Consider the following 22,876-nt stretch of genomic DNA (forward strand, 5'->3'; position numbering starts at 1 on the left):
GATAACTATATACCTGGAGACGGGATAGCTAAAAGCACCGGTAGCAGCCGTCGCAGATCCGCGTAAGATAACTGTATACCTGGAGACGGGATAGCTAAATCCGCACTCATATAATATTGTTTATATACAATAAGTCGTACTTTGCGCAGCACCCTATACCCTTAGAACGTACATCATGATAAAAAATAGTAAGATTAATGCGCTGGTCGCTACCGAAGTGGGTAACTTGTTTAATGACCACCTACGGATACTCGGATTTAAGTTCTCCAAAGCCAAGGCGCAGTTTACGAGAAAGAAAGGTCCGATACAGCAACTGATTGTTCTATCATCCCCAGGCACCAACCTTTACTATGAGGAAACCACAGCCACATTGTTCTTACGCTTCAGTGTGAACGCCTATATTGACGTACCAGGTTACCAGGAATGGTATACCCAATATACCGGAGACGGGTGCTATGTCAGGTACCCACAACGTACATTCAGGTCGGAGGTAGCCATCTCGTTTGATCAGCTTAAACCGGACGACTTCCTTTCCTTTTCAAGGCATGCTTCACCGCGGGAGCAGCTTATACAACGCACTGATTACGCCGCGTCAGGAATAGCCGACAGGTCGGCACAGGATTTTATACCAACCGCAGACCTTCTTACCACCGGTATAAACCTGTTGATGGAAGAGGTAGGAAAATACACAACTATTCCTGACATAGTGGATCAAATCACCGACCCGGCCCCTAAGCACCTCGGATTATTACTTTTCGGAGGTTATATAGAGAAAGCCATTCCTTTATTTGAGACGAACTATCAGCGATATATCAACAGCATCCAACAAACACAGACTACCGATCCTTCAGCCGCAAACGTGCTGAAAGTCGAACTGGCCGCATTAGTGATGCTGGCACAGCAGTTACTGAACATCACCTATGAGAATCCGTTCAGGCGCAGGATAAAAATCAGTGAGCCGAAGCAGGAACTGTTTGAACTGGCCCCAGGTTTGACCTATCAGGAGGCGCTCCGTTTTGATACAACAGGATTTACTATTGATGCGTTTCATGTAAATGCAACAGGAGAAGTAATGATCTTTTCAGCGAAAAAGACTATCTACAAATTTGACGCATCCGGTAGACTTGTCTTTGAGAAAACAATCTTACCAGCACCAGGATTTTGTCCTCCTTTTGGGCCGAAGTCAGGAAGTATTGAGGCTACAGGAGCTTTCTTTATCAATAACCATATCATCGATAAAGATAACAACCACCTGGAACTGCCTTTGCCGGATATGGGCAAACCTGGCAAGCACCTCCATAAATGCGACGTAACTGATCTGGTATATTCGGCAGCGCACCAACAATACTATGTCTTGTTCAATAACTGGTTCCTGATATATAACGACAAGGGCGTCCTAGAGAAGCAATTAGCCGTGGAAGATAACATGCATAATAGCATCGTTACAGATAAACAATGGATTGTAACCAGACAGCAACATACACTAAATACTATTCTCGATTTTGACGGGCAAGTGGTAGCCGAATATGACTTCACTGATGGTAATCACTATTATGCCTTCTCCCCTGCTAAAGACAGACTGCTTTGTTTCTTTTATACGGCCAAGTCGCAGTATTATGATCTGACTACCGGCCGTAAGGAAGTGCTATGGGCGCACCCGACCTATATTAAAGGGTACAAGGAGATCATGTACAACGATACTAACCACAATTTCGGGCTGACGATCGCCGCCTTTTCTCCTGACGGGCAATATATAGCCGGAGGCGGAGATCATGGCAAATATGTAGCCTGGAAACTGCCCGGACTGGAAAGAGTGGAACTGATACCTATGCAGGAAGTAATAGACCTGTTCAAGCCAGAAACCAGCATTGCCGTAAATATGGCAACGGGAGATGCACAAACCCTATCTTCAGCAAAAACCTCACTCGTAGAACTGGAAGGCCATACCTTTCTGAAAAACAGGAGTAATGATGTTAATCGTATCCTGTTTCTCGACAATGGAGACTATTTCCTGTTGGTATTGGATACCGGTATCACCATGATATGGGACAGGCATTTAAAGAATATTGGGTATGCCAGGGATATGAGTATACACGCGCATGCAGACCGGTTTATCAGCATCATTAAAGAGAATGAATACACTGTCTACACCCGGGTATAGAAGAAACGGGATAACTATCTGCTAAAGGCAGCATACAATTATCCTGGGCACAATCACTCTTCACCAACCCTTTTAGCCTGGCCGGCAGTGATAGTTACGACCAGGTTAAACCCATCCTGCTTCATATACGCTATCAGGCAATTATACAATTGTATAACTGCCGTCCGGCAGGCTGTATGGAAAGGTATGTTTATACCAGGAAAGAGCAGCCGGTCCAGACCAACTTTCGCCCTCAACAGGGATACAAGTTTACCATTACTGACGAAGTTATCAATGATCTTGATGAGGATAGCGCTGGCAGGCAGGTTGTCTACCTGTAAAGCTTTCAGCGCCAGGAGAATCATGCCTTTTTGAACTAATAAAGGCGTTTGTAAGCAATAAGAAGGTAAGCGTAATTCTCAGTAAAGGCATAACCTTGTCCATTTAACTATCATGCAGTCAGGGTTTTAACATTAATTACCTGAGATGCCAGTGGATGAAGTGGAAATTGTCGAATTAGACGATATAAAGTCGTCTTGTAATGGCAAATCCAACAATGGATAAACAGGTGTAAAAAATGTATAAAATTATGAATTGATACTTCATGAGTGGCCGCACCAGAACGGGAAGGAATACTGTTATCGTTGGAATTATTTATCATTCAGAATATAACTAACTTACGACAGCTTAAAAAGGATAGACATTATGCCGAACGGGAATGACGTTATGAAAAAGCTGCCAGATGGTTTTGCCGGGCAGCAATCCTGTATTCTGCCCGAGGCCAGAAGGAAGTATTGCGCTACGCATGCACTTTGCCGGAAGCTGTATATTACTGACATCGGCTTCTATCCACATGCCGGACTTCATAACAGAGAGCGCCCGGCTGGCTGTGCACAGTATATCCTGATCTATTGCATTGCGGGTGAAGGCTGGTACCGGCTAAATGGCAAAACATATGCAGTAAAGGCCAATCAGTACTTCATACTTCCGAGAAAAGAAGGACATGAATATGGCGCAGCCGATAAAACACCATGGAGCATATATTGGGTGCATTTTACAGGTGAACAGGCAGACCACCTTTCCCGTTTTCTGATGCCAAGAAAATATGCCGGTCCGCAAACTATTGCACCCTCCCCTATGCGGCAGATGTTATTCGAGGACATCCTGCATCACCTGGAGTTCATGAATAACACAGAAAGTATCATCTATGCTAACTGCAACCTATATAGTTTCCTCAGCTCATTCAAGCAGGTGCCACTGAAAGCTGCAGACCAGATCAGCAATCCCATTCAAAGCGTCATTGCGTTAATGAAAAACAACCTGGAAAAGAACCTTACGTTGAAAGACTTTGCCGCTTATGTGAACCTGTCGGCCTCCCACCTTTCTGCACTATTCAGGGAAAAGACAAAGTATTCTCCTGTCAGCCTATTTACTTCGCTCAAGATCCAGAAGGCCAGTCAGCTGTTACAGGAAAGCGACTATAACATAAAAACAATCGCACTGCAGCTAGGGTATGACGACCAGTATCACTTTTCGCGGGTATTTAAGAAAGTAATGGGCGTTTCTCCGCGGACCTTTAAGCAAACAGGAAAGTAACAGAACAATATGACTCAACCGCTACCAGCCTACGCGTTATTATCTGTGCGCTCAGCATGTTAAACGCGCCGGCAATCAACATCTGTGGCCCGTGCATCTTTCATTGTGGCATGGCACTCATTTTGTATTTTGTAGTGTAAAACCGACAGAAGAACCGATACACTTTACAGATAGATTGTCTCAACAAGATCATGTGAACGGAAGCCCCGTATTAACATTAAAACCTTATTTGATTGTTTCGACGAAAGCGCGACTCCGTACGTCTGCGCACACTGAAAATTTGATCATATCTTAAAAACCAAACCAATGAGAACGCCCATCCCTCTATTACAATCAATGATTGTAACCTGCCTCCTATTGGGAGCGCTGAGCTGCAGAAAAGAAGATACTGTAGCTGATCTGAACCTGTCACCTGAAACGCTTACTGCTGCCAAAGCCCAGGGCCATGCCCGACAATTTACCCTGGTACCCGACGCTAATGGCCGGCTGATTATCGACAATGCGGATAACACCTACCAACCAGGCGACATTCTTAATCTCCAAGGCGATTTTAAGGCTGTACTCATCTCCAATATGAGCGGCAAATCCAATGCGCCTATCATTATTCAGAATCTCGCTGAACATGTTGTAACTATCGGGAACCCATCCTGGAACGGCGGCGAGTTCCCCGTTGCCTTTGTGCTCTGGAATTGCCATTATATCAAATTACGTGGGCAATCCGGCAGGGAATCGCTCGTGATCAATGGTTCGACTCAACCGGCCCGGGAAGCCTATTATGACCTGCAAATAGGCAATAAATCAGACAATATTGAGATCAGTAACCTGACTATTAAAGACGGCGGTAATGGTATTGTTGCCAAGACAGATCCTGCCAAAGGCGATCCTGGTACCGTACACCCCAATCTCATCATGCATAACCTGTCTATACATGATGTAAATATCTCCAATACACAGAATGAAGGTATGTACATCGGACACACAGCTACCTACTGGGACCTGTCATCCAATACGCCATTTTATGGCTCTCCTGACGGAGCCGCGAAAGGACATCAATATGTACAGCCTGCGATGTGGAACAATGTAAAAATCTATAACTGTAATGTTTCGCAGACAGGCCTGGATGGTATACAGACTGCCGCCATCAATCAACTGGAAATTACCCGTAATGAGGTGTCCCATTGGGCATTGCTGCGCAACGCTGCACACAATGGCGGTATACTGATTGGCGGACGAACAACTAACACCCGGGTATACAGAAACTATGTGCATGACGGATGGGGTGAGCTCTGCCAGTTCTATGGCTCTGGAGAGAACGGTGCCCGTCACTTTATACATAACAATGTATTTGCCAACAATGAATCTGACGGCATCAGTGTAAGGGGTAGCCATAATGCGTTAGTATGGATCGGGGCTAACACCATTGCCAATACAGGCGGCAATAATATACGGCTTAATGGCTATACCGGCATGAAGGTAGCCCAATTCGTCTATAACAACACGCTGGTAGCGCCCCATAAAGGCCGGGGAACGATCTATGAAAAGTTCTATATCTATACAGAAGAAGGGGCTGCTGCTAAAGAAGGGAACGGCATGTATACTAACAAGAAGTACCCATCCCTCGAAAAAGCAAATATCAGCAGTGAAAACCTGCGCCAACGCGTGAATATATAATGATCAGTACCTGTATTGCGCAATACCGCTTTCAATAACAGTTGATAAGTTGGTATTGCGCAATTGTATTTTATACCATTATTCCCTTCCTATTTCTCACTTGTTACCTTATCTTGGAGCGAACATAAATTCACGTAATGAAGCTCCACTTATTACCCATCATTCCACTATTCATCTCTGTTTTTGCCATGGCCCAGGTAAAAGTAGATATGAAAGGCTACAAGCCGGACAACGGTACCCACGTTACTCAACAAGGACAATTGCTGACTCTCTCGTGGCCTGCCGGCAATGCACAACAAGGCCGGGTGGTGCTCGACCTTTCCCAGGAACGCCCGCTATTCAAAACAATGTCACTGAACGGGAAAGAGATCTCTGCCGGTATAGACCCTGCCTTTGTCATGACGGTCGGCAAACGCGACCTACTGTCGCAAAACGGCTGGAATATCTTCTTTGATAAAGTACCCAACCGGCCCTATGAGACCTACCCGTTATCCGTCAGGAAAACAACTGTCAGCGTCAGAACAGAAGGCAGCCGCACCATAGCCAGTGTCGGTCCGGTTACGGCCGAGAAGTTCTCAGGCACCCTGGAAGTGACCCTGTATAATGGAAGTCCGCTGTTAAATATTGCCGCGGTCATCAGTACTGACGCCCCTGCCAAAGCCATCGTGTTTGATGCAGGTATGGTTAGTACGACTCCGGACTGGCAGCATATATCCTGGATGAGCACCGGAGATAGTCTCCGGCAGGTCAAAGTCGCCCAGGCAGATACCGCCCGCCACCAGGCGGTGAAGTACAGAGCTATCGCTGCCAGCGGCAAACAAGGTACGCTGACTGTCTTCCCCCCTCCTCACCAATACTTTTATCCGCTGGACGAAGCCTTTAACCTCGACTTTACCTGGTACGGCAACCGCTACCGCAAGCTGGTTAACGGGTATGGTATAGGCATCAGGCAGGAACTGCAGGGCGACCGCCGATTCGTACCCTGGTTCAATGCTCCTCCGGGTACCCAACAAAGACTGAACTTCTTCTGCCTGCTCAGCGAGCAGAAGGATACTGCGGCATTTACGGCACTAAAAGCCTTTACGCGTGCTGACCGGTATGCATCTCTTCCCGGATTCAAAACCATGTCGAGTCATTTTCACAATGAGTTCGTCATGAACGTGATCATGGCAGGCAAACCTGTACCGGAAAAGCCTGAGTTTGTGCAGGTTTTTAAGGATATGGGCGTAGACATTGTACACCTGGGAGAGTTTCATTATACTGCCGATCCCCGAGGTCCGGACGAGAAGCGACTACCACAGCTGAAAGCCTTGTTTGAGCTTTGTGAAAAGCAATCAGACGAACAATTCCTGCTATTACCAGGGGAAGAACCTAATGAGTTCTTTGGCGGGCATTGGTTGAATATCTTCCCTCGTCCGGTATACTGGGTCATGTCCCGTAAACCGGAGCAGCCTTACAAGGAAAATAAACCGGGTTATGGCACTGTATACCACATCGGGAACAAAGCCGAGATGCTGCAGTTGCTAAAGGATGAACAGGGACTGGCCTGGACAGCACATCCACGTACAAAAGGCTCGGTAAATACACCCGATATCTATAACCACGAGGATTTCTTCCGTTCAGACCGGTTTATGGGCGCTGCCTGGAAAGCGATGCCAGCAGATCTATCTCAACCCCGATTGGGTAAAAGAGTCCTCGATCTGATGGATGACATGAATAACTGGGGCGTGCGCAAGACAGTGATCGCAGAGGCAGACCTGTTCACCATTACACGTCATAATGAGATGTATGCCCATATGAACGTCAACTACCTGATGCTGGATGCTCTTCCAGGCTATAAAGACAGCTGGCTGCCAGTGCTGGATGCTATGCAAAAGGGGCGCTTTTTCAGTAGTACAGGTGAAGTACTAATGCCTTCTCTGAAGGTAAACGGTAAAGCTCCTGGAGACAGCGTACAGCTTCCGGCAAATGGCATGGCGAATATCGAACTCACGCTTCAATGGACATTCCCCATGAACTTTGTCGAAATTATCTCTGGAGATGGAGAGAAAGTATATAGAGAAAAGATCACACTTACAGATACACAAGCATTTGGCATGAAAACCTTCCGCATGAACAGCAAGCTATCCGGTAGAAAATGGGTACGTGTTGAAGCGTGGGATGTAGCAGCAAACGGCGCTTTTAGTCAGACGTTCTGGTTATAAAACTATACCGGTAGCAGCAAATCAAGATGCCTGTAAAACTATTACAGCTAATATCAGATCACTACATCAAACATTAACGCCTGGTCTTATGTCATTGTCACATGAAATATATGCGGACCCGTTATTCGCCGCACAATACGCCTCCATGATCACTGACAATCCATGGAACGCCTGTTACGAGCGGCCTGCCAGCCTGTCACTGTTGCCGGATGCGCTTCAGGGCAAACGGTTACTGGACGCAGGATGTGGGCCGGGAATCGTGACCCGGATGCTTATAGACAGGCAGGCTGTCGTTACTGCTATTGATTACAGCCCGGAAATGGTGGCACTGACGAACGCCCGGACGGGTCATCGCGCTATTGCAAGCGTACATGACCTGAATAACGGACTACCACAGTTTACCGATGCTGCCTTTGATATCATCTATTGCTCTCTTGTGATACACTACCTGGACGACCTTCCGCATGTATTCAGTGAGTTCGCACGGGTTCTGTCGCCCGGCGGACTCCTGATCTTTTCCACAGACCATCCGCAGAGTCCAGACATGTTAAATAAACAATTAACAGGCAAAGAAAAGATCTCTGTATACTGGTCAGGCTTTGATGTACACATGGACATCTACCAGCGACCATGGGCAGAGATAGAACAGGCATTGCAACAGAATGGCTTCAAGATGGATATGGCCATTACGCCAACACCAACGGCAGATTGTGAGCTGTTGTATCCGAAGGAATATGCGTTCCTGAAAGCAAACCCACATTTTATTTGTGTGAGGGCGCACAAGCTGGATTAGATGGCATACAAGGTTAACAAGTTACGCGACTCCAGGCTGGCAATTTATACTTATTGGCTGGTAAATTTGTCAATAGTTTCCCGCAAGGACTGTAAAGTAAATGGCTTGGCGATAGATGCATCTGCGCCAGCCATCTCTGCAAGCTCGCCGATATTCGGGCTGGCAGAGAGGATAATGACGGGCGTGTTATTATAAATATCGCTTGCTTTAATGAACCGGCATAGATCCAGGCCGTCGGTACCGGCAATATTCTTATCCAGCATGAAGATATCCGGAACGACGACCTGGTTTTCCAGAATCACCTTACCCGAACTGTATGCAAACAGCTTGTATCGGTCAGGGTCCAGTATCAGGGAGAATACATCCCGGATGGCACTATCGTCTTCAATCAGCACTATCTTTTTCATTAGTTTTTATTTTGTAGGGTAGTGTAATGAGAAGTAGGAACCTTTTCCTGGTTGACTCTCCACATTTATTGTACCCTGATGTCTCTGAATGATCTGTGCAGAAATGTACAAACCCAGGCCCATTCCGGGAAATGTATCAAAGTTGTCTGTAGTAACCCGATAAAATCTATCAAATATTTTACTGAGGTGCTCTTCAGAAATACCATATCCTTCGTCCCGCACTCCTACCTTGATGCCTTCATTTTCCCACTGTGTAACAATTTGGATTGTTGTACCGGCAGGAGAATATTTTATAGCGTTTGTCAATAAATTAGTAATAACCTGTCCTATACGTTCCGTATCTGCTTTAATAAGCGGCAGGTCTGCCTGCTGCAACACCAGCTGATGATCGCTGGTACGTTTGATCTCTTCTACTCTCTCGGCCACCAACTTATTGATATCTGTTTCTTTAAAGGATAGCTTCAACTGTCCTTCGGATACCCTGGTTGTATCCAGCAACATATTAATGAGCAGTGTTAAGCGGTCTATCTGTCCGTTCATCCGCTGCAGCAGATCTCCTTCTTCATCGTTACCTGCCACCTGCATCTTTTCATATACCAGCTCAGCATAGGCTTTCAGACTGGTAATAGGCGTTTTCAGTTCATGACTGGCCACGCCAATAAACTCTTCTCTGATCCTTAGCAGGTTTCTAAGTCTGTGTTCACTTAAACGCAAGGCTTGTTCTGCCTGTGCGCGTTCACCTGTTTCGATATACCAGGATATAATAATAGCTGCAGCATGTGTAATGACGCCCGCCAGTTCAAGTTCCCTTGGTTGCGGTTTCCGTGGTTGCCTGTAATACATGGCAAAGGTTCCCAGTACGGGTCCGCCGATGGTTTTCACCGGAAACGACCAACAAGCACGAAAATCATGCTTCCTGGACACCTGCAGCCATTCTGTCCAGCGGGGTTCATCTTCCAGATCGGGAGTAATCACAGGCTCTCCGGTATGCATGCACAGCCCACAGGCAAGGGAGTCAGCGCCTATCTTAAAATCTTTAACATCCTGACCATATTCCTCACTCATACCCACCACCAGGTGAAGGCCATCTGCACCTGAAGGTGCCATGTAAAAGGCTGCACGCGCTTCACCGTCTCCGTATTGCGTCACCGTTTTAACCAGGGCAGCCAGTGCTACCGACAGTGGACGTCCACTCATCGCTGCCTGAAAAGCCTCCTTCTGACCATTCAGCCATGCCTCATTCTCCCGTAGTATTATTTCGGCCTTCTTATGCTCTGTCATGTCGATGAAGGTCATCACTACTCCATTGATACGGTCTTCTTCTGTACGATATGGTAATATCCGCATCAGGAAAACCCGGCCATCAGTCGCATTCACTTCCCGTTCTATCGTCTGCAATTTATCCAGCACGACTTCTGCATCTGTAATAATACTATCATAGCTGAGTTTATTGGTGATATCCGAGAGAGGCCTTCCTATATCATTGGGGATGAGATTGAACACTGTGCGGGAAGGTGGTGTAAACAATGCCACCCTCAGACTTCGGTCCAGGAATATAGTACCTATTTCACCAGAGTTGATCAGGTTTTGCAGGTTATTGCTGGCAAGTGTTGTTTCGTCCACCTTGACCTTCAGTTCCTGGTTGACAGTGCGCAGTTCTTCATTGATAGACTGCAGTTCTTCCTTGCTGGTTTCCAGTTCCTCTGCGGAAGAACGTAGTTCCTCATTCATCGCCTGCAGTTCTTCATTGGAGGCTTTCAGTTCCTCCTGCTGAAACTCATGTTGTTCTACAGAAGGCCGCAGTTGCGCCTTCAGGCGTATTAATTCTTCTTCCAGCTGCCGGGCTACCGGCTCGTCAGATGACAGAATCACTTCCTGCTCGGGCACTTCTTCCGCGCTACGCTCAAATATTACCAGTATCAATCCATTGGAAACATTTCCTTGTCTGAATACCGGGCGGATATGAATATTGATATTTTCTGACTTTCCGTCGATGCTAACTCTTAGTCCTCTCGCCTCTACCGCTGTCTGACGCTGTACTGCCTGATAGAGGGCGGAACGAAGTTCAAGGCGCAATTCCTGCCGTACCAGCTTCAGTAGATTCTGCGTTGGCTCGCCGCCGGCCATCTGTAGAAATTTCCCTGCCTGTTCAGACAAATGCAGAATATCATATTCTTCATTGATGACCATAGACGGCGGAGCATATTCCTCCAGGAGGCGCTGATGCAGGTCATGAATCATAATGCGCTCGCGCGTTCTGCTGTCGTGATTGATGGCCGCCTGCCTGACTACGGGTTCAGAAAACTTAAAGTTGGGCAAGGATTCCGGTACCGGGTAGCTGCTTTGTGCGATCCGTTTTGACTGAAAGATATGAAACTCCCTGTTGAAGGCCGTATACAGATCGCTGGCGCTTTCTGCTGATTCAGAGAGACCCAGTACCAGGTATCCTCCGGGCTTCAGGGCGAAGTGGAATGTTTCCATCACCCGTTCCTGCGCCGTATGATTTAAGTATATCAGTACATTTCTGCAAGACACCATGTCCAGGTGAGAAAATGGTGGATCTTTGAGAAAATTATGCCCTGCAAACAGAATCGTTTCACGTATTTCCCTTTTTATCCGGTAGCCTTCGCCTTCCTTGTTAAAGAACCGCCGGAGGCGTTCGGGAGATACATCTGCTGCATCATTCAGGGTATAATACCCTTCCCTGGCCACACTGATGGCTGCTTCGTCTATGTCTGTTGCAAAGATCTGTATTTTAGGATCATCGATAGAGCCCATGGCCTTCTCGGCAAATAACATGGCCAGCGAGTAAGCTTCTTCTCCTGTCGCGCAACCTGCAATCCATACCCTTACGTGATTCTCCGACTTCCTTTTCTGTAAGATGGCCGGTACCACTTCCCGCTCCAATACTTCAAAGGCTTTTTTATCCCGGAAGAAGTTAGTGACAGAGATCAGCAGATCTTTCAGCAATGCCGTCACCTCGTCAGGGTTATGTTGTAAATAAGCCGCGTAAGCCTGTAAGGTATTCAGGTTCCGGATGTTAATACGCCGTTCAATCCGGCGCAGCAAGGTAGGCCGCTTGTAGTTTGTAAAATCATGCCCGGTGCGTAACCGCAGATGTGCAAACACCTCCCGCAACGCATGTTGCTCATCTTCCGCTCTTTTTTCACTATCTACCGGTATCTGTACGGAGCCCAGGCTTAGTTTATACGCTATGATCTTTTCAGGTATCTCTGTTACGGGTAATATATCATCCACAAGGGCGGTCGCGATGGCATTCCTCGGCATTTCATTGAACTCCGCTTCCCGGGGGTTCTGAACAAATGCCGCTCCGCCACACTCTTTGATGCGCTTCAGTCCCATAGAGCCATTTGCGCCTGTACCGGATAAGATAACACAGACAGCCCTGGGACCCATTGAATTGGCGAGGGTGCGAAAGAAGATATCTACCGGAGCTCTCCGTTCTTCCATGCCGGCATATTCAGATACCATAATATAGTTGTCAGACATGATCAGGTGATGATCAGGTGGAACAACATATACCTGGTTGGCCTGTACTTTAGTCTTTTCCGTTACCCAGGTAACTGGCAAGGCTGTGGCCTGTTGCAGTATGCCGGTGAGTTTACTATCATGGTCAGGAGAAAGATGCAGGATGACTACATATGCCATGCCAGGGTTAGCAGGAACATTTTCAAAGAATGATTGCAGCGCCCGTACACCTCCTGCGGAAGCGCCGATAGCTACGACCAGCAGATCATCTTTGTCAGGTCTGCCTGCTAAAATATTTTCTTTATCCTGGTTATACTCCATTGTGTTCATAAGATTATACAAACATAAGCTTTTTGCATTCCATTCATCATTGAAGCGTGGGCTGATCAGGACAGGTGTTCATCCCTGGCCTGCTCTTTTATTTCTTCTGCTGTAGGCTGATCATGACTAAATACAGCCTTCCTGATCAATACGGATCGTTCCATGGCTTCTCTTCCTTTGCGGAAATACATGGCAGCTAGTTTTGCCTGGTTGGCCTCAGCAAAATGATCGCCCATATGATTGAGCAGCAAAGCGCTTTCCTGCACGTTACGGATGGCATTCCATAATGATTCCTCTATGTTTTCGGTGATGCCTGCCAGTAAACTTTCGGCGGTAAAGGCATGTCCTGTATGACAACGGAAACGGATACGTCCTCCTTCACGCAGTGCTGATAATACGCCATGACATTCCGGACAGGTATATGTTGTGAGCTCGCCTGCATTGAAGACACTTCTGCTTACTACGCTGTCTTCCATGGCTATCGCCACTTCTTTCTGCAACATCTTCTTATGATTAGCAGGTAGTTGTTCTTCTATGGCCACATCATCTTTTACCAGGCGGGTAAGTAATAAGCCAATCTCGTGCACGGGCAACACGTAATCTACATCAACTGCATCCATTGTTGTCTTTGGCATAGAAGGAACCTCTGCATCGGAAGGGTCCTGGACGATGGCCAGTCCTCCCTGTTGTTTGATAGCCCACATGCCGGCAGCACCATCATCCAGTGCACCGGATAATTCAATACCAATCACACGCGGCCCATATGCCAGTGCAGCCGAGCGGAATAACGGATCGATGGCGGGACGGAAGCGATTCTCTTTTGGACCTCTGGTAACTCTTATATAGCCATTTTCCAGCAGCAGGTGCCGGTCTGGCGGTGCGACATAAATATGATTTTCGCTGATCAACTCACCATCCAAGGCCTGAGTAGCAGGCAGTGTTCCCAACATATTCAGCACATGCGGCAGGATCCCTGTGGTATTGGCCGACATGTGCCACACGACAAAGATGGAAGCTGCGAGGTCGGCCGGCAGGTCAGCCACTATGCGCTTGATCGCATCAAATCCACCAGCAGATGCTCCGATCACAATTATATTTCTTTTATCCATAAGTCAACTTATTAATGGTGATCCGGCACGGCGCGACATACCGGTTAAACAACGCGCTATATACATCACACAATTACCATGCTGTAGAATGTTAAGAGAAAATCAGTGCATAGGAATAATTACCGGCTTGGCTACACAGGTTAGCTATTCAATCACTCTTACCAGGTGATTAAAGAAAACAATAATCAGAATAGTGCTAAATAAAAGAGATGATATCTTAAGATGATAATAGAAACCATAGCCGCTGTGGTCAGCGGTGCGCACTTAGGTACAGAATATCATCCACTACTAGCCCATCGCTACGGTCGTCGTACAGGTATATGTACTATAGTGGGATACCGTCTCCCGCAAATCTCTTAGGGAAAACGGTTTCATCAATGCACCTTCTGCGCCAGCTTCCCTGGCATGCTCGAAGATATCCGGGGCTGCTGAAACAAGAATCACGGGCACATGGCCATATTTACCACTGCTTTTTATAAACCGGCATACATCCAGCCCATTAACACCGGATAGCTGCTTGTCCAGGACGAAGAGTTCAGGGGCTTCCACTTCTTCGTTCATAATAGCATCACAGGTGGCAAGCAACGTAAGGTCGTACAGGCCAGGTTTTAGAGCAATACCGAAAATAAACCTGATGGATTCGTCATCTTCTACTACAACGATGTGCTTCATGATAATGGCTAAATTTTAAAGTTGTCAGTAATGGTTGAAATTTCCAGGTGGGATAAACCGGAGGCATGCTAGTATTTGATGGCAACAACAAGATAAACATTCACAATGCTTACAGCGACAGTGTATTAGGGGTTGCTAACCTACATTCTAAAAGTAAAGAATGTTATTAAGATTACCCAACATTTTAGAAAAAAACATCTATAGTACAGGTTGGCAACACCTTCATTATCAGGCACTCGTCATATCCTAGCCTTTTTCTTGCTTCAAAGCAACAGCAATTAGCAGCAACACAGGTAACTTTATACACATATTCCGGCAGGTGACGACAGCAGACATGACCTGGCGGAACAGACAAAAGACGAACAGAAAGAAAAGACTGTTTCAAATGGAAAGACAAACTTTTATTAAATCGATAGCAGCAGGAGTATTCAGCATGACAACATTATCAGCATTTAAAAACTTTACCGATAGCCTGGGAGAAACTGAACAACTGATGCCGGTACTGTTCATCGGGCACGGCTCTCCCATGAATGGCATTGAAGATACGGAGTTCAGCCGTCGCTGGACGCAGATGGCGAAAGAGATACCTACACCTAAAGCGGTGCTGGTTGTATCCGCGCATTGGCTCACCAGGGGTACAAAGATCACTGCCATGGACTTTCCAAAAACGATCCATGACTTTGGCGGATTCCCTAAAGAACTGTTTGCTGTTCGTTATCCCGCCCCTGGCGATCCGCTCTTAGCAAGAGAGACGGCAAAGCTGATCCACTCCACGCAGGTGGAACTGGATCATGACTGGGGACTGGATCATGGTACCTGGACCATCATCCGCCATATGTATCCTGCGGCCAACATACCTGTGTTACAACTCAGTATTGATTACACTCAACATCCCCAGTACCATTATGACCTGGCCCGCGAACTGGCCGGGCTGAGAAAGAAAGGCGTGCTGATTGTGGGTAGCGGGAATATGGTACATAACCTGCGAATGGCAGCATGGGACAGGTTGAACGAACAGTTTGCTTACGATTGGGCGGGTAAGATCAACGACCAGTTCAAACACCTGATACAGGAAGGCGATCATCATTCGCTGATCCATTATGATAAGTTAGGTAAGGAAGCGATGATGGCCATACCAACACCCGATCACTACCTGCCGTTACTGTACACATTGGGATTGAAACATAGTAAGGATAATGTGTCCTTCTTCAATGATAAAGCCGTGGCGGGTTCATTGACTATGACATCTGTCAGATTGGGTTAACAAGAAAAGAGGCCTGCTCAGCAGAGCGGGCCTCTTTCCTGTATGCTTTTATCATGGGTTGGTAGACCATAGTCCCACTTCTTTCACAAATGCACGCGGTGGCAGCTTCAGATTATTCACTACCAGGAATGCCAGATCTTCCGGTTGCAATACCTTCTCTGCGTTGCCGTCTGTGAAGTTGGCGGAAAGCGTCATTTCAGTAGCAATCGTACTTGGATTCACCGTAGTAACCCGTACATTCGACTTACGTACTTCCTGCATGATTGCTTCTGTCAGGTTGATAACAGCTGCCTTGGACGCGCCATAGGCACTCATCTTAGCTGCGCCTTTCAGTCCGGCGGTAGAGGCCACATTGATAATATCGCCTTTACCCTGTTCCAGGATGTAAGGCAATACCTCGCGTACCATATAATAGGTACCCATTACATTCACCTGCATCACTTTTTCCCATTGTTCAACCGGTACTTCCAGGATGCCGCCATATGCCAGGATACCGGCATTGTTAACCAGGATATCAATGGTCTTCAGTGTACCTGCCAGGCTGGCTACTGCAGCTTTGACCTGCTGATAGTCACCTACATCAGCTGTTGCGTAGGCTACCTGGATGTCTGCATTTTGCTCTTTTGCTGCGGCAGCTACGGCTTCGAGGTCAGTGGCTGTTCTGGCTATAAGGCCGAGATGTACACCTTCTGCTGCCAGCGCCAGCGCCATTGCTTTACCAAGTCCCTTTCCTGCGCCGGTGATAACGGCGGTCTTTCCCTTTAATGATTGCATATATTGATATTATTCGTTGACTGATGATGGCTGCCCCAGAAGGCAGTTGACCGCTGCAAAACTCCTAAGATTTGAATTTCAAACCAAACAAATACAGAGAAATTACCAGCTGACCGATATGCCCCATGACTATCCGTAATATATACACGAAAAAAGTATATGCCATTTCGGCGGACGATCATCGGCTCATCTTCCTGCTGTCTTCCCGGCCGGTGTAGCCGGCAAGACCACGCACTATACGTTTTAGCTTATAGCAACACTTTCGGTAACTGATGTTTATGCAATATAAACCAGCTATTTACATTCTCCAATAGATTCCGGACTTAACTAGTTAACAGACCATAGTAAATGTGTATGAGCATTGTTGAGATGGAGCCGGCGATGGCTGACAGCCTGGCAAATTGTACTACCGCTTGTTGTTATTATAATTACCTAAAGGCGATGCCGGCAGTCGGCAGGTGGTAGCGATGCCTGCAGGAGAAAATGCTTGCTGATCCACCCAATGATATGCAATTTTCACGCCAGGGTAAACAGCCGGTTTTTACCTGCTTTGTTCGTCGCTTGTTCGTCGCTTCGCCGTCGCTTGTTCGTCCCTTGTTCGAACACGCTTCTTTTGCCAGTCGGTTGTACTAGCCGTCAACAATGATCGCCAGCATATTGTTCCGCCATTCCGCATAAAACAGGAAAATTGCCGGTTACTTGTCCCGGCATCCAAACCAAAAGCCATAAAACAGTGTTAATTTCCATGCGAGTCCATTTCGCCACCAAAAAAACCACACGTAATGAAAGCTTTACAATTGCTGCAGACCATGATGCTTTTCCTGGGTATCACGGGTATCGTACGCGCACAGTCCACCAGCGCCGACATGATCAAAGAATGGGAACGCGCCAAGGCCTACACCAAAGAGTACCTTGATGCCATGCCCGAAAAGGACTATGCATTGAAGCCGACCCCTGAGATGCGCTCCTTTGCCGACCAGATGCTGCACCTTACAGATGCCAACTACGGTTTTGCAGCTGCAGCCAGCGGTACTAAAAGTCCTGTTGGATTCGGGGAATCAGAAAAATCGACTGACAAGTCAAAAGAAGGTGTTACCAGGTCGGTAATGGAAGGGTATGATTTTGTGATCAGCAGCCTGCAGAAGATGTCTCCTGAACAGTTGAATGAGAAGATTAAATTGTTTGACCGGTTTGATGTAACCAGAAGAATGGCCTTCGACAAAGCATTTGAACACCAGACCCACCATCGCGGACAAACCACCGCTTACCTGCGGCTGGCTGGTGTAACACCGCCTATGGAGAAGTTGTTCTGAGAAAGTGCTTTTTCTGCTTATCCTGCGTTGAACCGGTCGGGCATAACGCAGGGTAAGCATAACACAGCTAATTCAGACCATAGTCAGCCAATCCTGTTGCTCTCCCCAGTAGAGGTGCAGGTAAGACGCAATGACATTGCGCTTCCGGTATACCGGCATCGGCACCTCTATCCCTCTTGCGTTGTATACCGTGCCTAGTTTTTCGAGGGGGGCTGTCTCCTCACAACGGGAATAATGAAATTCATGCCCTTTAAAGCGTTTTTGCCCTATGCTGACCTCCCGGTAGCCTAATGACAATTTCGCGTCTTTCATGGTCGTTTTAATGCCCAGGAAACCCACCATCGGATATTCGGTACCATCCCGGTCAGCGAGGGTCTCTCCCAGGTACATCATCCCCCCACATTCCGCAATCACTTTTCCGCCGCTGGTGCAATGGTCCAGGATGGACTGCCGCATCGGGGTATTGGCACTCAACGCTTCCAGATGCAGTTCAGGGTAACCGCCGGCCAGGTATAGCAGGTCGGCTGGCGGCAGCTGGTGGTCGTGCAGCGGACTGAATAGCGTAACGGTACCGAGTTTGTGCAATGCTGCGAGATTCTCTGCATAGGTAAAATTGAAAGCCTCATCACTGGCTACTGCGATGCGCAGCTGTCCCTTCGGGGAATCTGGTATGGGGGTGGCGGCAGGCAGCGGGCTGCGCATGCTATCAAGTATCAGGTCTATATCGACGGTTTTGGCAATATGTGCAGCGGCGGCTTCTATTATCCCCTCATAATCATGTTCGGCTGAAATGGCCAGTCCGAGGTGACGGGACGGGATCTTCACCGCGTCATTCACCGGCACATATCCTAATGGGGTTACTCCCAGGTCGGCACAGGCATCTTTGAGGAACTGGTAATGACTGGCAGTATTGACAAAGTTAAAGATGACGCCAGCGATCCTGATTCCGGGATGAAAATGCATGAAGCCATAAATAAGTGGGGCGACGGAGTAAGCCATCGCCTTTGCATTGACAACGAGTATTACCGGCAGGTGCAGCAACATGGCAATTTCTGCGCTGCTGCCTTTCATCCGGTCTGCCCCGTCAAAGAGGCCCATAACTCCTTCGGTGATCACCACATCCGCCTGCGCGCTATATTTACCATATACCTCTTTCAGATGTGCTTCACTCATCATGAAGGTATCCAGATTGATACTGGCCGTATGGGCGGCAAGCGTATGATGTTTTGTATCGATGTAGTCAGGACCGCACTTAAACGGCTGTACGCGCAACCCACGGTTATGGAGTAAGCGCAGCAGGCCCAGTGTGATGGTGGTTTTACCTGAATTACTGCCTGGTGCTGCAATTAAAAACTGAGGTGTCATGTCGGTCAAAGATAGTAATTTCGTATCCTTATGCAGCGACTAAAGTCTATCATGTTTGCCGGTACCGCGTCGGATGTCGGAAAGAGTTTAATCAATACAGGGATGTGCCGCATTTTCAGACAGGATGGCTATCATCCTGCACCGTTCAAGGCACAGAATATGTCCCTGAACAGCTATGCAACACCTGATGGCTTTGAGATCGGCCGCGCGCAGGCGGTACAGGCAGAAGCCTGTGGCATACCCTGTAGTACTGATATGAATCCGGTGTTACTGAAGCCGACGAGCGAGAAGGCATCACAGGTCGTATTACTGGGCAAACCAGTAGGCAGTCAGTCGGCCTATGATTACTTTATGGGTAATAACAAACAGGAGCTGTTCAATGAGGCAAAAGCGGCGTATGACAGGCTACGCATCCAACACAACCCGGTAGTAATGGAAGGCGCAGGCAGCATCAGTGAGCTGAATCTTAAGCACCGGGATATCACGAACATGCGCATGGCCGGGCATGCGGGTGCAGATGTATACCTGGTGGCAGATATAGACCGGGGCGGCGTGTTTGCCAGTGTATATGGAACAGTGGCGCTGCTATCGGCAGAGGAACGTCAACTGCTGAAAGGGATTATTATCAATAAATTCCGGGGAGATGCCCGGTTATTTGAAAGTGGCAGAACCATGATAGAAGATCTGTGCGGCGTACCCGTGGTCGGCGTGGTGCCCTATCGGAAAGATATCTATATTGAAGAAGAAGATTCGGTCGGGCTGGAGCAGAAGCACCGGCAGCTGACGTCAGGTAAGGTGAATATTGCGGTTGTACTGCTGAACCGTCTTTCTAACTTTACCGACTTTCATGTACTGGAAAGAGATGAACGCGTGCATCTCTTCTACAGTAACAATCCCGCCGACCTGGAGAAAGCGGATATCATTATTCTGCCTGGTAGTAAAAACACCATTGCAGATCTGACAGATATCAAAAACAATGGTGTAGCCAGGGCTATTATACAGGCACACAGGAACAACAAAACGGTCATCGGTATATGCGGTGGCTATCAGATGATGGGAACTGTTGTAGAAGACCCGCATCATGTAGAGGGTATGGTGGAAGCAATGCCGGGACTGGGCCTATTACCCGTAGCTACCACACTGACGCAGGAGAAGGTGACTGAACAATGCCGATTCTTCTACAAAGGACAGCCAGCCATCTGTGAGGGGTATGAGATTCATATGGGTATGACCAGCGCTACGGAAGACGATCGTCCGCTGAACAGGACGCTGTCTGGGCACGCAGACGGCTATCTGCTGAGTGACAACTGCTGGGGTACCTACATACATGGTATTCTTGACAATGCGGCTGTGGTTGACGACCTGCTGAAAGGCTATAGCGGGCCGGCAGCAACACCGTTCAATTATATATCTTTTAAAGAGGAACAGTATGATAAACTGGCACAGCATCTACGGGAACATATAGACATGGATTATATTTACAGACAATTAAAGATGCAGTAATGATCAATGGTCACGGAGACGACAGGTACCTGTTTAATTATCCTGTCAATGCGGATTTCAGTTCTAATGTTTACTATGAAGGCTTTTCCGAAGGATTGCAGGAGCACCTGACCGGGCGGCTGCAAAAACTGAATAATTATCCGGAGGCAAATGCGCAAAGTCTGCAACATGCATTGGCCGACTGGCACCAGCTGAGCGCACCGCAGGTACTGGTAACCAATGGCGCAACAGAAGCTTTTTACCTGGTAGCGCATGCATTCAGGAGAAGATCAGTTACCGTTGCTATACCGGCATTTGCGGAATACGAAGATGCCTGTCAGGCAAACGATCTGGAGATCAGTTTCATCAGCTATGATGAACTGAACGCAGATACCCGCTGCTGGTCAGACCTGGTGTTCTTTGGTAATCCTAACAATCCGACAGGAGCGATACTTTCTGTTGATACTGTCCGGGAAATACTGTTGTCTCATCCGCAGACCACCTTCGTGATTGACGAAGCTTATGTTGACTTTACGGAAGCAGCGATCTCTATGGTGCCCTTCCTGGATCAGCATCCGAACCTGGTCATTATTAAGTCGCTGACCAAAACGTATGCTATTCCTGGCTTAAGACTGGGTTACATCTTAAGCAGCGAAGCGATGATTGCTAAGCTATTAAGCGCGAAGATGCCCTGGTCAGTGAATACGCTGGCCATTGAAGCCGGACTATATATCACCCGGCACAGCGATCAACTGCAGTTACCTATCCGGGCATTACGCCGGGATACGGCGGAATTAATAGCACAGTTAAGCGCAGTCGATGGCATCAGGATCAGGGATACACATACTAACTTCTTTCTGTGTGACACCACAGCAGGAACGGCGGCTGACCTGAAGCAGTACCTGCTGGCACAACATGGCTTACTGATCAGAGACGCTGCGAATTTCAGAAGTCTGACACCGCAGCATTTCCGTATAGCAACGCAGCGGCCTGCGGATAATCATTCACTGGTAAAAGGAATCAGCGCATGGATCAGCAGTTTCTCCTGATAGCGGTTCCCTTGCTGGCAGGTTATATATTGGACCTGTTACTGGGGGATCCCCGCTGGCTGCCGCATCCTATCCGCCTGTTCGGCAATACGATTGACCGGGGTACGAAAGCTTTGAACAGCGGGCAGCACCGGTTTGTGAAAGGGATGCTGATGACAGTAGTGTTGTGCAGCACCACCTGGCTGTTCTTCTACACGGTGCAGTACTATTTACTGCAAACAGGTACGCCGGTATGGTATTACCTGTTCAGTAGCATATTTGTTTTCTACGGACTGGCCAACAGAAGTTTATTGCAGGAAGGCAGAGAGGTGTTTGATACCCTGGCCCATCAGGGGCTGGAAGCAGGAAGGAAACGATTATCTTGGATAGTAGGACGGGAAACGACCCATCTGAACGAAAATCAGATCCGTACAGCCGTGTTTGAGACGCTGTCGGAAAACCTGAGCGATGGAGTCATAGCACCGCTGTTTTATTATGCCATCGGCGGCGTGCCTGCCATGATGACCTATAAAATGATCAACACGCTCGACTCAATGATCGGCTACAAGAAGGAGCAGTATTTCTGGTTTGGTAAATTTGCTGCCAGGCTGGATGACGTAGCTAACTATGTTCCCGCCAGGATCACTGCTTTCCTGATGATAGTGGTGACATTCAGTAAGCGGGGATGGATGTATATACTCAGGTATGGACACCAGCATGCAAGTCCTAATTCGGGGTATCCCGAAGCAGCGCTTGCAGGGATTATGGATCTCCGGTTTGGCGGACCGAATACCTACCATGGCCAGGTGGTAGTAAAACCGTATATAGGCACACGTGCGCGACCGATCGGGCATGAGGAAATAGGAAAAGTGGTATGGGTAAATCACGGGGTTACATTGGTTTCGGTAATTGTCATCCTGGTTGTTAACGCCATAGTGGTTATTTCCCCTAAAACCACTACATTTGCGACAGTTCTTGGTTTTTAGTCCGGCGTGACCGGACCGAAATTAAAAGGGAATTTGGTGTAAATCCAAAACAGTTCCCGCTGCTGTAAGTTCTTAGCCAGCTTTTAACCAGTGCCACTTTCATGATGCTCATCAGATGGGAAGGCGTTAAAAGTAGAACAAGTCAGAAGACCTGCCAACAACGATGTTTATCCAATACTTCGGGAAGAAAGTAATCAGGAGACAATGTACAGTATACCGCCCGGTATACCTGCTTGTGTTTTCACCCTTCTTTCCGCAGTCT

Annotated in this window: 17 protein-coding genes and 1 riboswitch; of the genes, 10 read left to right on the forward strand and 7 right to left on the reverse strand. The window is 47.7% G+C overall.

Translation table 11 applies throughout. The features are described from left to right. Positions 1-175 precede the first annotated feature (175 nt). Positions 176-2,161, forward strand: a complete 1,986-nt coding sequence (locus K1Y79_RS22180; RefSeq protein ID WP_220252387.1) for a WD40 repeat domain-containing protein — start codon at positions 176-178, stop codon at positions 2,159-2,161. A gap of 53 nt (positions 2,162-2,214) precedes the next feature. Here the strand turns inward: K1Y79_RS22180 and K1Y79_RS22185 are convergent, their stop codons facing one another. Then, complete coding sequence (locus K1Y79_RS22185; protein WP_220252388.1) at positions 2,215-2,505, reverse strand: hypothetical protein; 291 nt, start codon at positions 2,503-2,505, stop codon at positions 2,215-2,217. Between the two features lie 361 nt (positions 2,506-2,866). Between K1Y79_RS22185 and K1Y79_RS22190 the strand changes: the two genes are divergently transcribed. The 4 genes from K1Y79_RS22190 to K1Y79_RS22205 all read left to right on the forward strand — a co-directional run bounded on the left by K1Y79_RS22190 (position 2,867) and on the right by K1Y79_RS22205 (position 8,404). Beyond that, positions 2,867-3,736, forward strand: a complete 870-nt coding sequence (locus K1Y79_RS22190) for a helix-turn-helix domain-containing protein (RefSeq protein WP_220252389.1) — start codon at positions 2,867-2,869, stop codon at positions 3,734-3,736. A gap of 306 nt (positions 3,737-4,042) precedes the next feature. Further along, positions 4,043-5,407: a right-handed parallel beta-helix repeat-containing protein gene (locus K1Y79_RS22195; protein ID WP_220252390.1), complete on the forward strand. Its 1,365-nt coding sequence runs from the start codon at positions 4,043-4,045 to the stop codon at positions 5,405-5,407. A gap of 137 nt (positions 5,408-5,544) precedes the next feature. Further along, positions 5,545-7,611 (forward strand): CehA/McbA family metallohydrolase domain-containing protein, encoded by a 2,067-nt coding sequence (locus K1Y79_RS22200; protein WP_220252391.1) that lies wholly within the window; start codon positions 5,545-5,547, stop codon positions 7,609-7,611. Positions 7,612-7,699: 88 nt separating this feature from the next. Continuing rightward, the gene (locus K1Y79_RS22205) at positions 7,700-8,404 is read left to right on the forward strand and encodes a class I SAM-dependent methyltransferase (protein ID WP_220252392.1); all 705 of its coding nucleotides are present in this window, start codon (positions 7,700-7,702) and stop codon (positions 8,402-8,404) included. A gap of 50 nt (positions 8,405-8,454) precedes the next feature. Here K1Y79_RS22205 and K1Y79_RS22210 read toward each other — a convergent pair whose 3' ends face one another. From K1Y79_RS22210 to K1Y79_RS22225, 4 genes are all read right to left on the reverse strand, one after another. After that, positions 8,455-8,811, reverse strand: a complete 357-nt coding sequence (locus K1Y79_RS22210; protein WP_220252393.1) for a response regulator — start codon at positions 8,809-8,811, stop codon at positions 8,455-8,457. 6 nt (positions 8,812-8,817) lie between these two features. Beyond that, positions 8,818-12,630: a CheR family methyltransferase gene (locus K1Y79_RS22215; RefSeq protein WP_236059772.1), complete on the reverse strand. Its 3,813-nt coding sequence runs from the start codon at positions 12,628-12,630 to the stop codon at positions 8,818-8,820. Between the two features lie 56 nt (positions 12,631-12,686). Continuing rightward, complete coding sequence (locus K1Y79_RS22220) at positions 12,687-13,730, reverse strand: chemotaxis protein CheB (protein WP_220252395.1); 1,044 nt, start codon at positions 13,728-13,730, stop codon at positions 12,687-12,689. A 288-nt stretch (positions 13,731-14,018) separates the two neighbouring features. After that, positions 14,019-14,402 (reverse strand): response regulator, encoded by a 384-nt coding sequence (locus K1Y79_RS22225; protein ID WP_220252396.1) that lies wholly within the window; start codon positions 14,400-14,402, stop codon positions 14,019-14,021. Between the two features lie 385 nt (positions 14,403-14,787). Between K1Y79_RS22225 and ygiD the strand changes: the two genes are divergently transcribed. After that, complete coding sequence (gene ygiD / locus K1Y79_RS22230; protein ID WP_220252397.1) at positions 14,788-15,666, forward strand: 4,5-DOPA-extradiol-dioxygenase; 879 nt, start codon at positions 14,788-14,790, stop codon at positions 15,664-15,666. Positions 15,667-15,717: 51 nt separating this feature from the next. On the opposite strand, the gene K1Y79_RS22235 is transcribed toward ygiD, so the two are convergent. After that, positions 15,718-16,440, reverse strand: coding sequence for a 3-ketoacyl-ACP reductase (locus K1Y79_RS22235; protein WP_220252398.1), 723 nt, complete (start codon positions 16,438-16,440; stop codon positions 15,718-15,720). 782 nt (positions 16,441-17,222) lie between these two features. Here K1Y79_RS22235 and K1Y79_RS22240 point away from each other — a divergent pair. Further along, positions 17,223-17,753, forward strand: a complete 531-nt coding sequence (locus K1Y79_RS22240) for a DinB family protein (RefSeq protein WP_220252399.1) — start codon at positions 17,223-17,225, stop codon at positions 17,751-17,753. Positions 17,754-17,825: 72 nt separating this feature from the next. Here the strand turns inward: K1Y79_RS22240 and K1Y79_RS22245 are convergent, their stop codons facing one another. After that, positions 17,826-19,118 (reverse strand): cobyrinate a,c-diamide synthase, encoded by a 1,293-nt coding sequence (locus tag K1Y79_RS22245; protein ID WP_220252400.1) that lies wholly within the window; start codon positions 19,116-19,118, stop codon positions 17,826-17,828. A 30-nt stretch (positions 19,119-19,148) separates the two neighbouring features. On the opposite strand from K1Y79_RS22245, the gene K1Y79_RS22250 reads away from it, so the two are divergent. The 3 genes from K1Y79_RS22250 to cbiB all read left to right on the forward strand — a co-directional run bounded on the left by K1Y79_RS22250 (position 19,149) and on the right by cbiB (position 22,614). Beyond that, entirely contained in the window at positions 19,149-20,621 is a 1,473-nt protein-coding gene (locus K1Y79_RS22250; RefSeq protein ID WP_236059773.1) for a cobyric acid synthase, read from the forward strand. Continuing rightward, positions 20,621-21,649 (forward strand): threonine-phosphate decarboxylase, encoded by a 1,029-nt coding sequence (locus K1Y79_RS22255; RefSeq protein ID WP_220252401.1) that lies wholly within the window; start codon positions 20,621-20,623, stop codon positions 21,647-21,649. The genes K1Y79_RS22250 and K1Y79_RS22255 overlap by 1 nt, the downstream gene beginning before the upstream one ends. Next, positions 21,628-22,614, forward strand: a complete 987-nt coding sequence (cbiB, locus tag K1Y79_RS22260; protein ID WP_220252402.1) for an adenosylcobinamide-phosphate synthase CbiB — start codon at positions 21,628-21,630, stop codon at positions 22,612-22,614. The genes K1Y79_RS22255 and cbiB overlap by 22 nt, the downstream gene beginning before the upstream one ends. Continuing rightward, positions 22,588-22,787: riboswitch (cobalamin riboswitch) on the forward strand. It overlaps the preceding gene by 27 nt. Positions 22,788-22,876 lie beyond the last annotated feature (89 nt).

Origin of the sequence: Chitinophaga rhizophila (genome assembly GCF_019492185.1) — a bacterium.
Taxonomy (GTDB): domain Bacteria; phylum Bacteroidota; class Bacteroidia; order Chitinophagales; family Chitinophagaceae; genus Chitinophaga; species Chitinophaga rhizophila.

Excerpts from the sequence above, each read along its gene's own strand:
- K1Y79_RS22180 (WP_220252387.1), top strand. The coding sequence starts at position 176 with ATGATAAAAAATAGTAAGATTAATGCGCTGGTCGCTACCGAAGTGGGT.
- K1Y79_RS22185 (WP_220252388.1), bottom strand. The coding sequence starts at position 2,505 with ATGATTCTCCTGGCGCTGAAAGCTTTACAGGTAGACAACCTGCCTGCC.
- K1Y79_RS22190 (WP_220252389.1), top strand. The coding sequence starts at position 2,867 with ATGAAAAAGCTGCCAGATGGTTTTGCCGGGCAGCAATCCTGTATTCTG.
- K1Y79_RS22195 (WP_220252390.1), top strand. The coding sequence starts at position 4,043 with ATGAGAACGCCCATCCCTCTATTACAATCAATGATTGTAACCTGCCTC.
- K1Y79_RS22200 (WP_220252391.1), top strand. The coding sequence starts at position 5,545 with ATGAAGCTCCACTTATTACCCATCATTCCACTATTCATCTCTGTTTTT.
- K1Y79_RS22205 (WP_220252392.1), top strand. The coding sequence starts at position 7,700 with ATGTCATTGTCACATGAAATATATGCGGACCCGTTATTCGCCGCACAA.
- K1Y79_RS22210 (WP_220252393.1), bottom strand. The coding sequence starts at position 8,811 with ATGAAAAAGATAGTGCTGATTGAAGACGATAGTGCCATCCGGGATGTA.
- K1Y79_RS22215 (WP_236059772.1), bottom strand. The coding sequence starts at position 12,630 with ATGAACACAATGGAGTATAACCAGGATAAAGAAAATATTTTAGCAGGC.
- K1Y79_RS22220 (WP_220252395.1), bottom strand. The coding sequence starts at position 13,730 with ATGGATAAAAGAAATATAATTGTGATCGGAGCATCTGCTGGTGGATTT.
- K1Y79_RS22225 (WP_220252396.1), bottom strand. The coding sequence starts at position 14,402 with ATGAAGCACATCGTTGTAGTAGAAGATGACGAATCCATCAGGTTTATT.
- ygiD (WP_220252397.1), top strand. The coding sequence starts at position 14,788 with ATGGAAAGACAAACTTTTATTAAATCGATAGCAGCAGGAGTATTCAGC.
- K1Y79_RS22235 (WP_220252398.1), bottom strand. The coding sequence starts at position 16,440 with ATGCAATCATTAAAGGGAAAGACCGCCGTTATCACCGGCGCAGGAAAG.
- K1Y79_RS22240 (WP_220252399.1), top strand. The coding sequence starts at position 17,223 with ATGAAAGCTTTACAATTGCTGCAGACCATGATGCTTTTCCTGGGTATC.
- K1Y79_RS22245 (WP_220252400.1), bottom strand. The coding sequence starts at position 19,118 with ATGACACCTCAGTTTTTAATTGCAGCACCAGGCAGTAATTCAGGTAAA.
- K1Y79_RS22250 (WP_236059773.1), top strand. The coding sequence starts at position 19,149 with ATGCAGCGACTAAAGTCTATCATGTTTGCCGGTACCGCGTCGGATGTC.
- K1Y79_RS22255 (WP_220252401.1), top strand. The coding sequence starts at position 20,621 with ATGATCAATGGTCACGGAGACGACAGGTACCTGTTTAATTATCCTGTC.
- cbiB (WP_220252402.1), top strand. The coding sequence starts at position 21,628 with ATGGATCAGCAGTTTCTCCTGATAGCGGTTCCCTTGCTGGCAGGTTAT.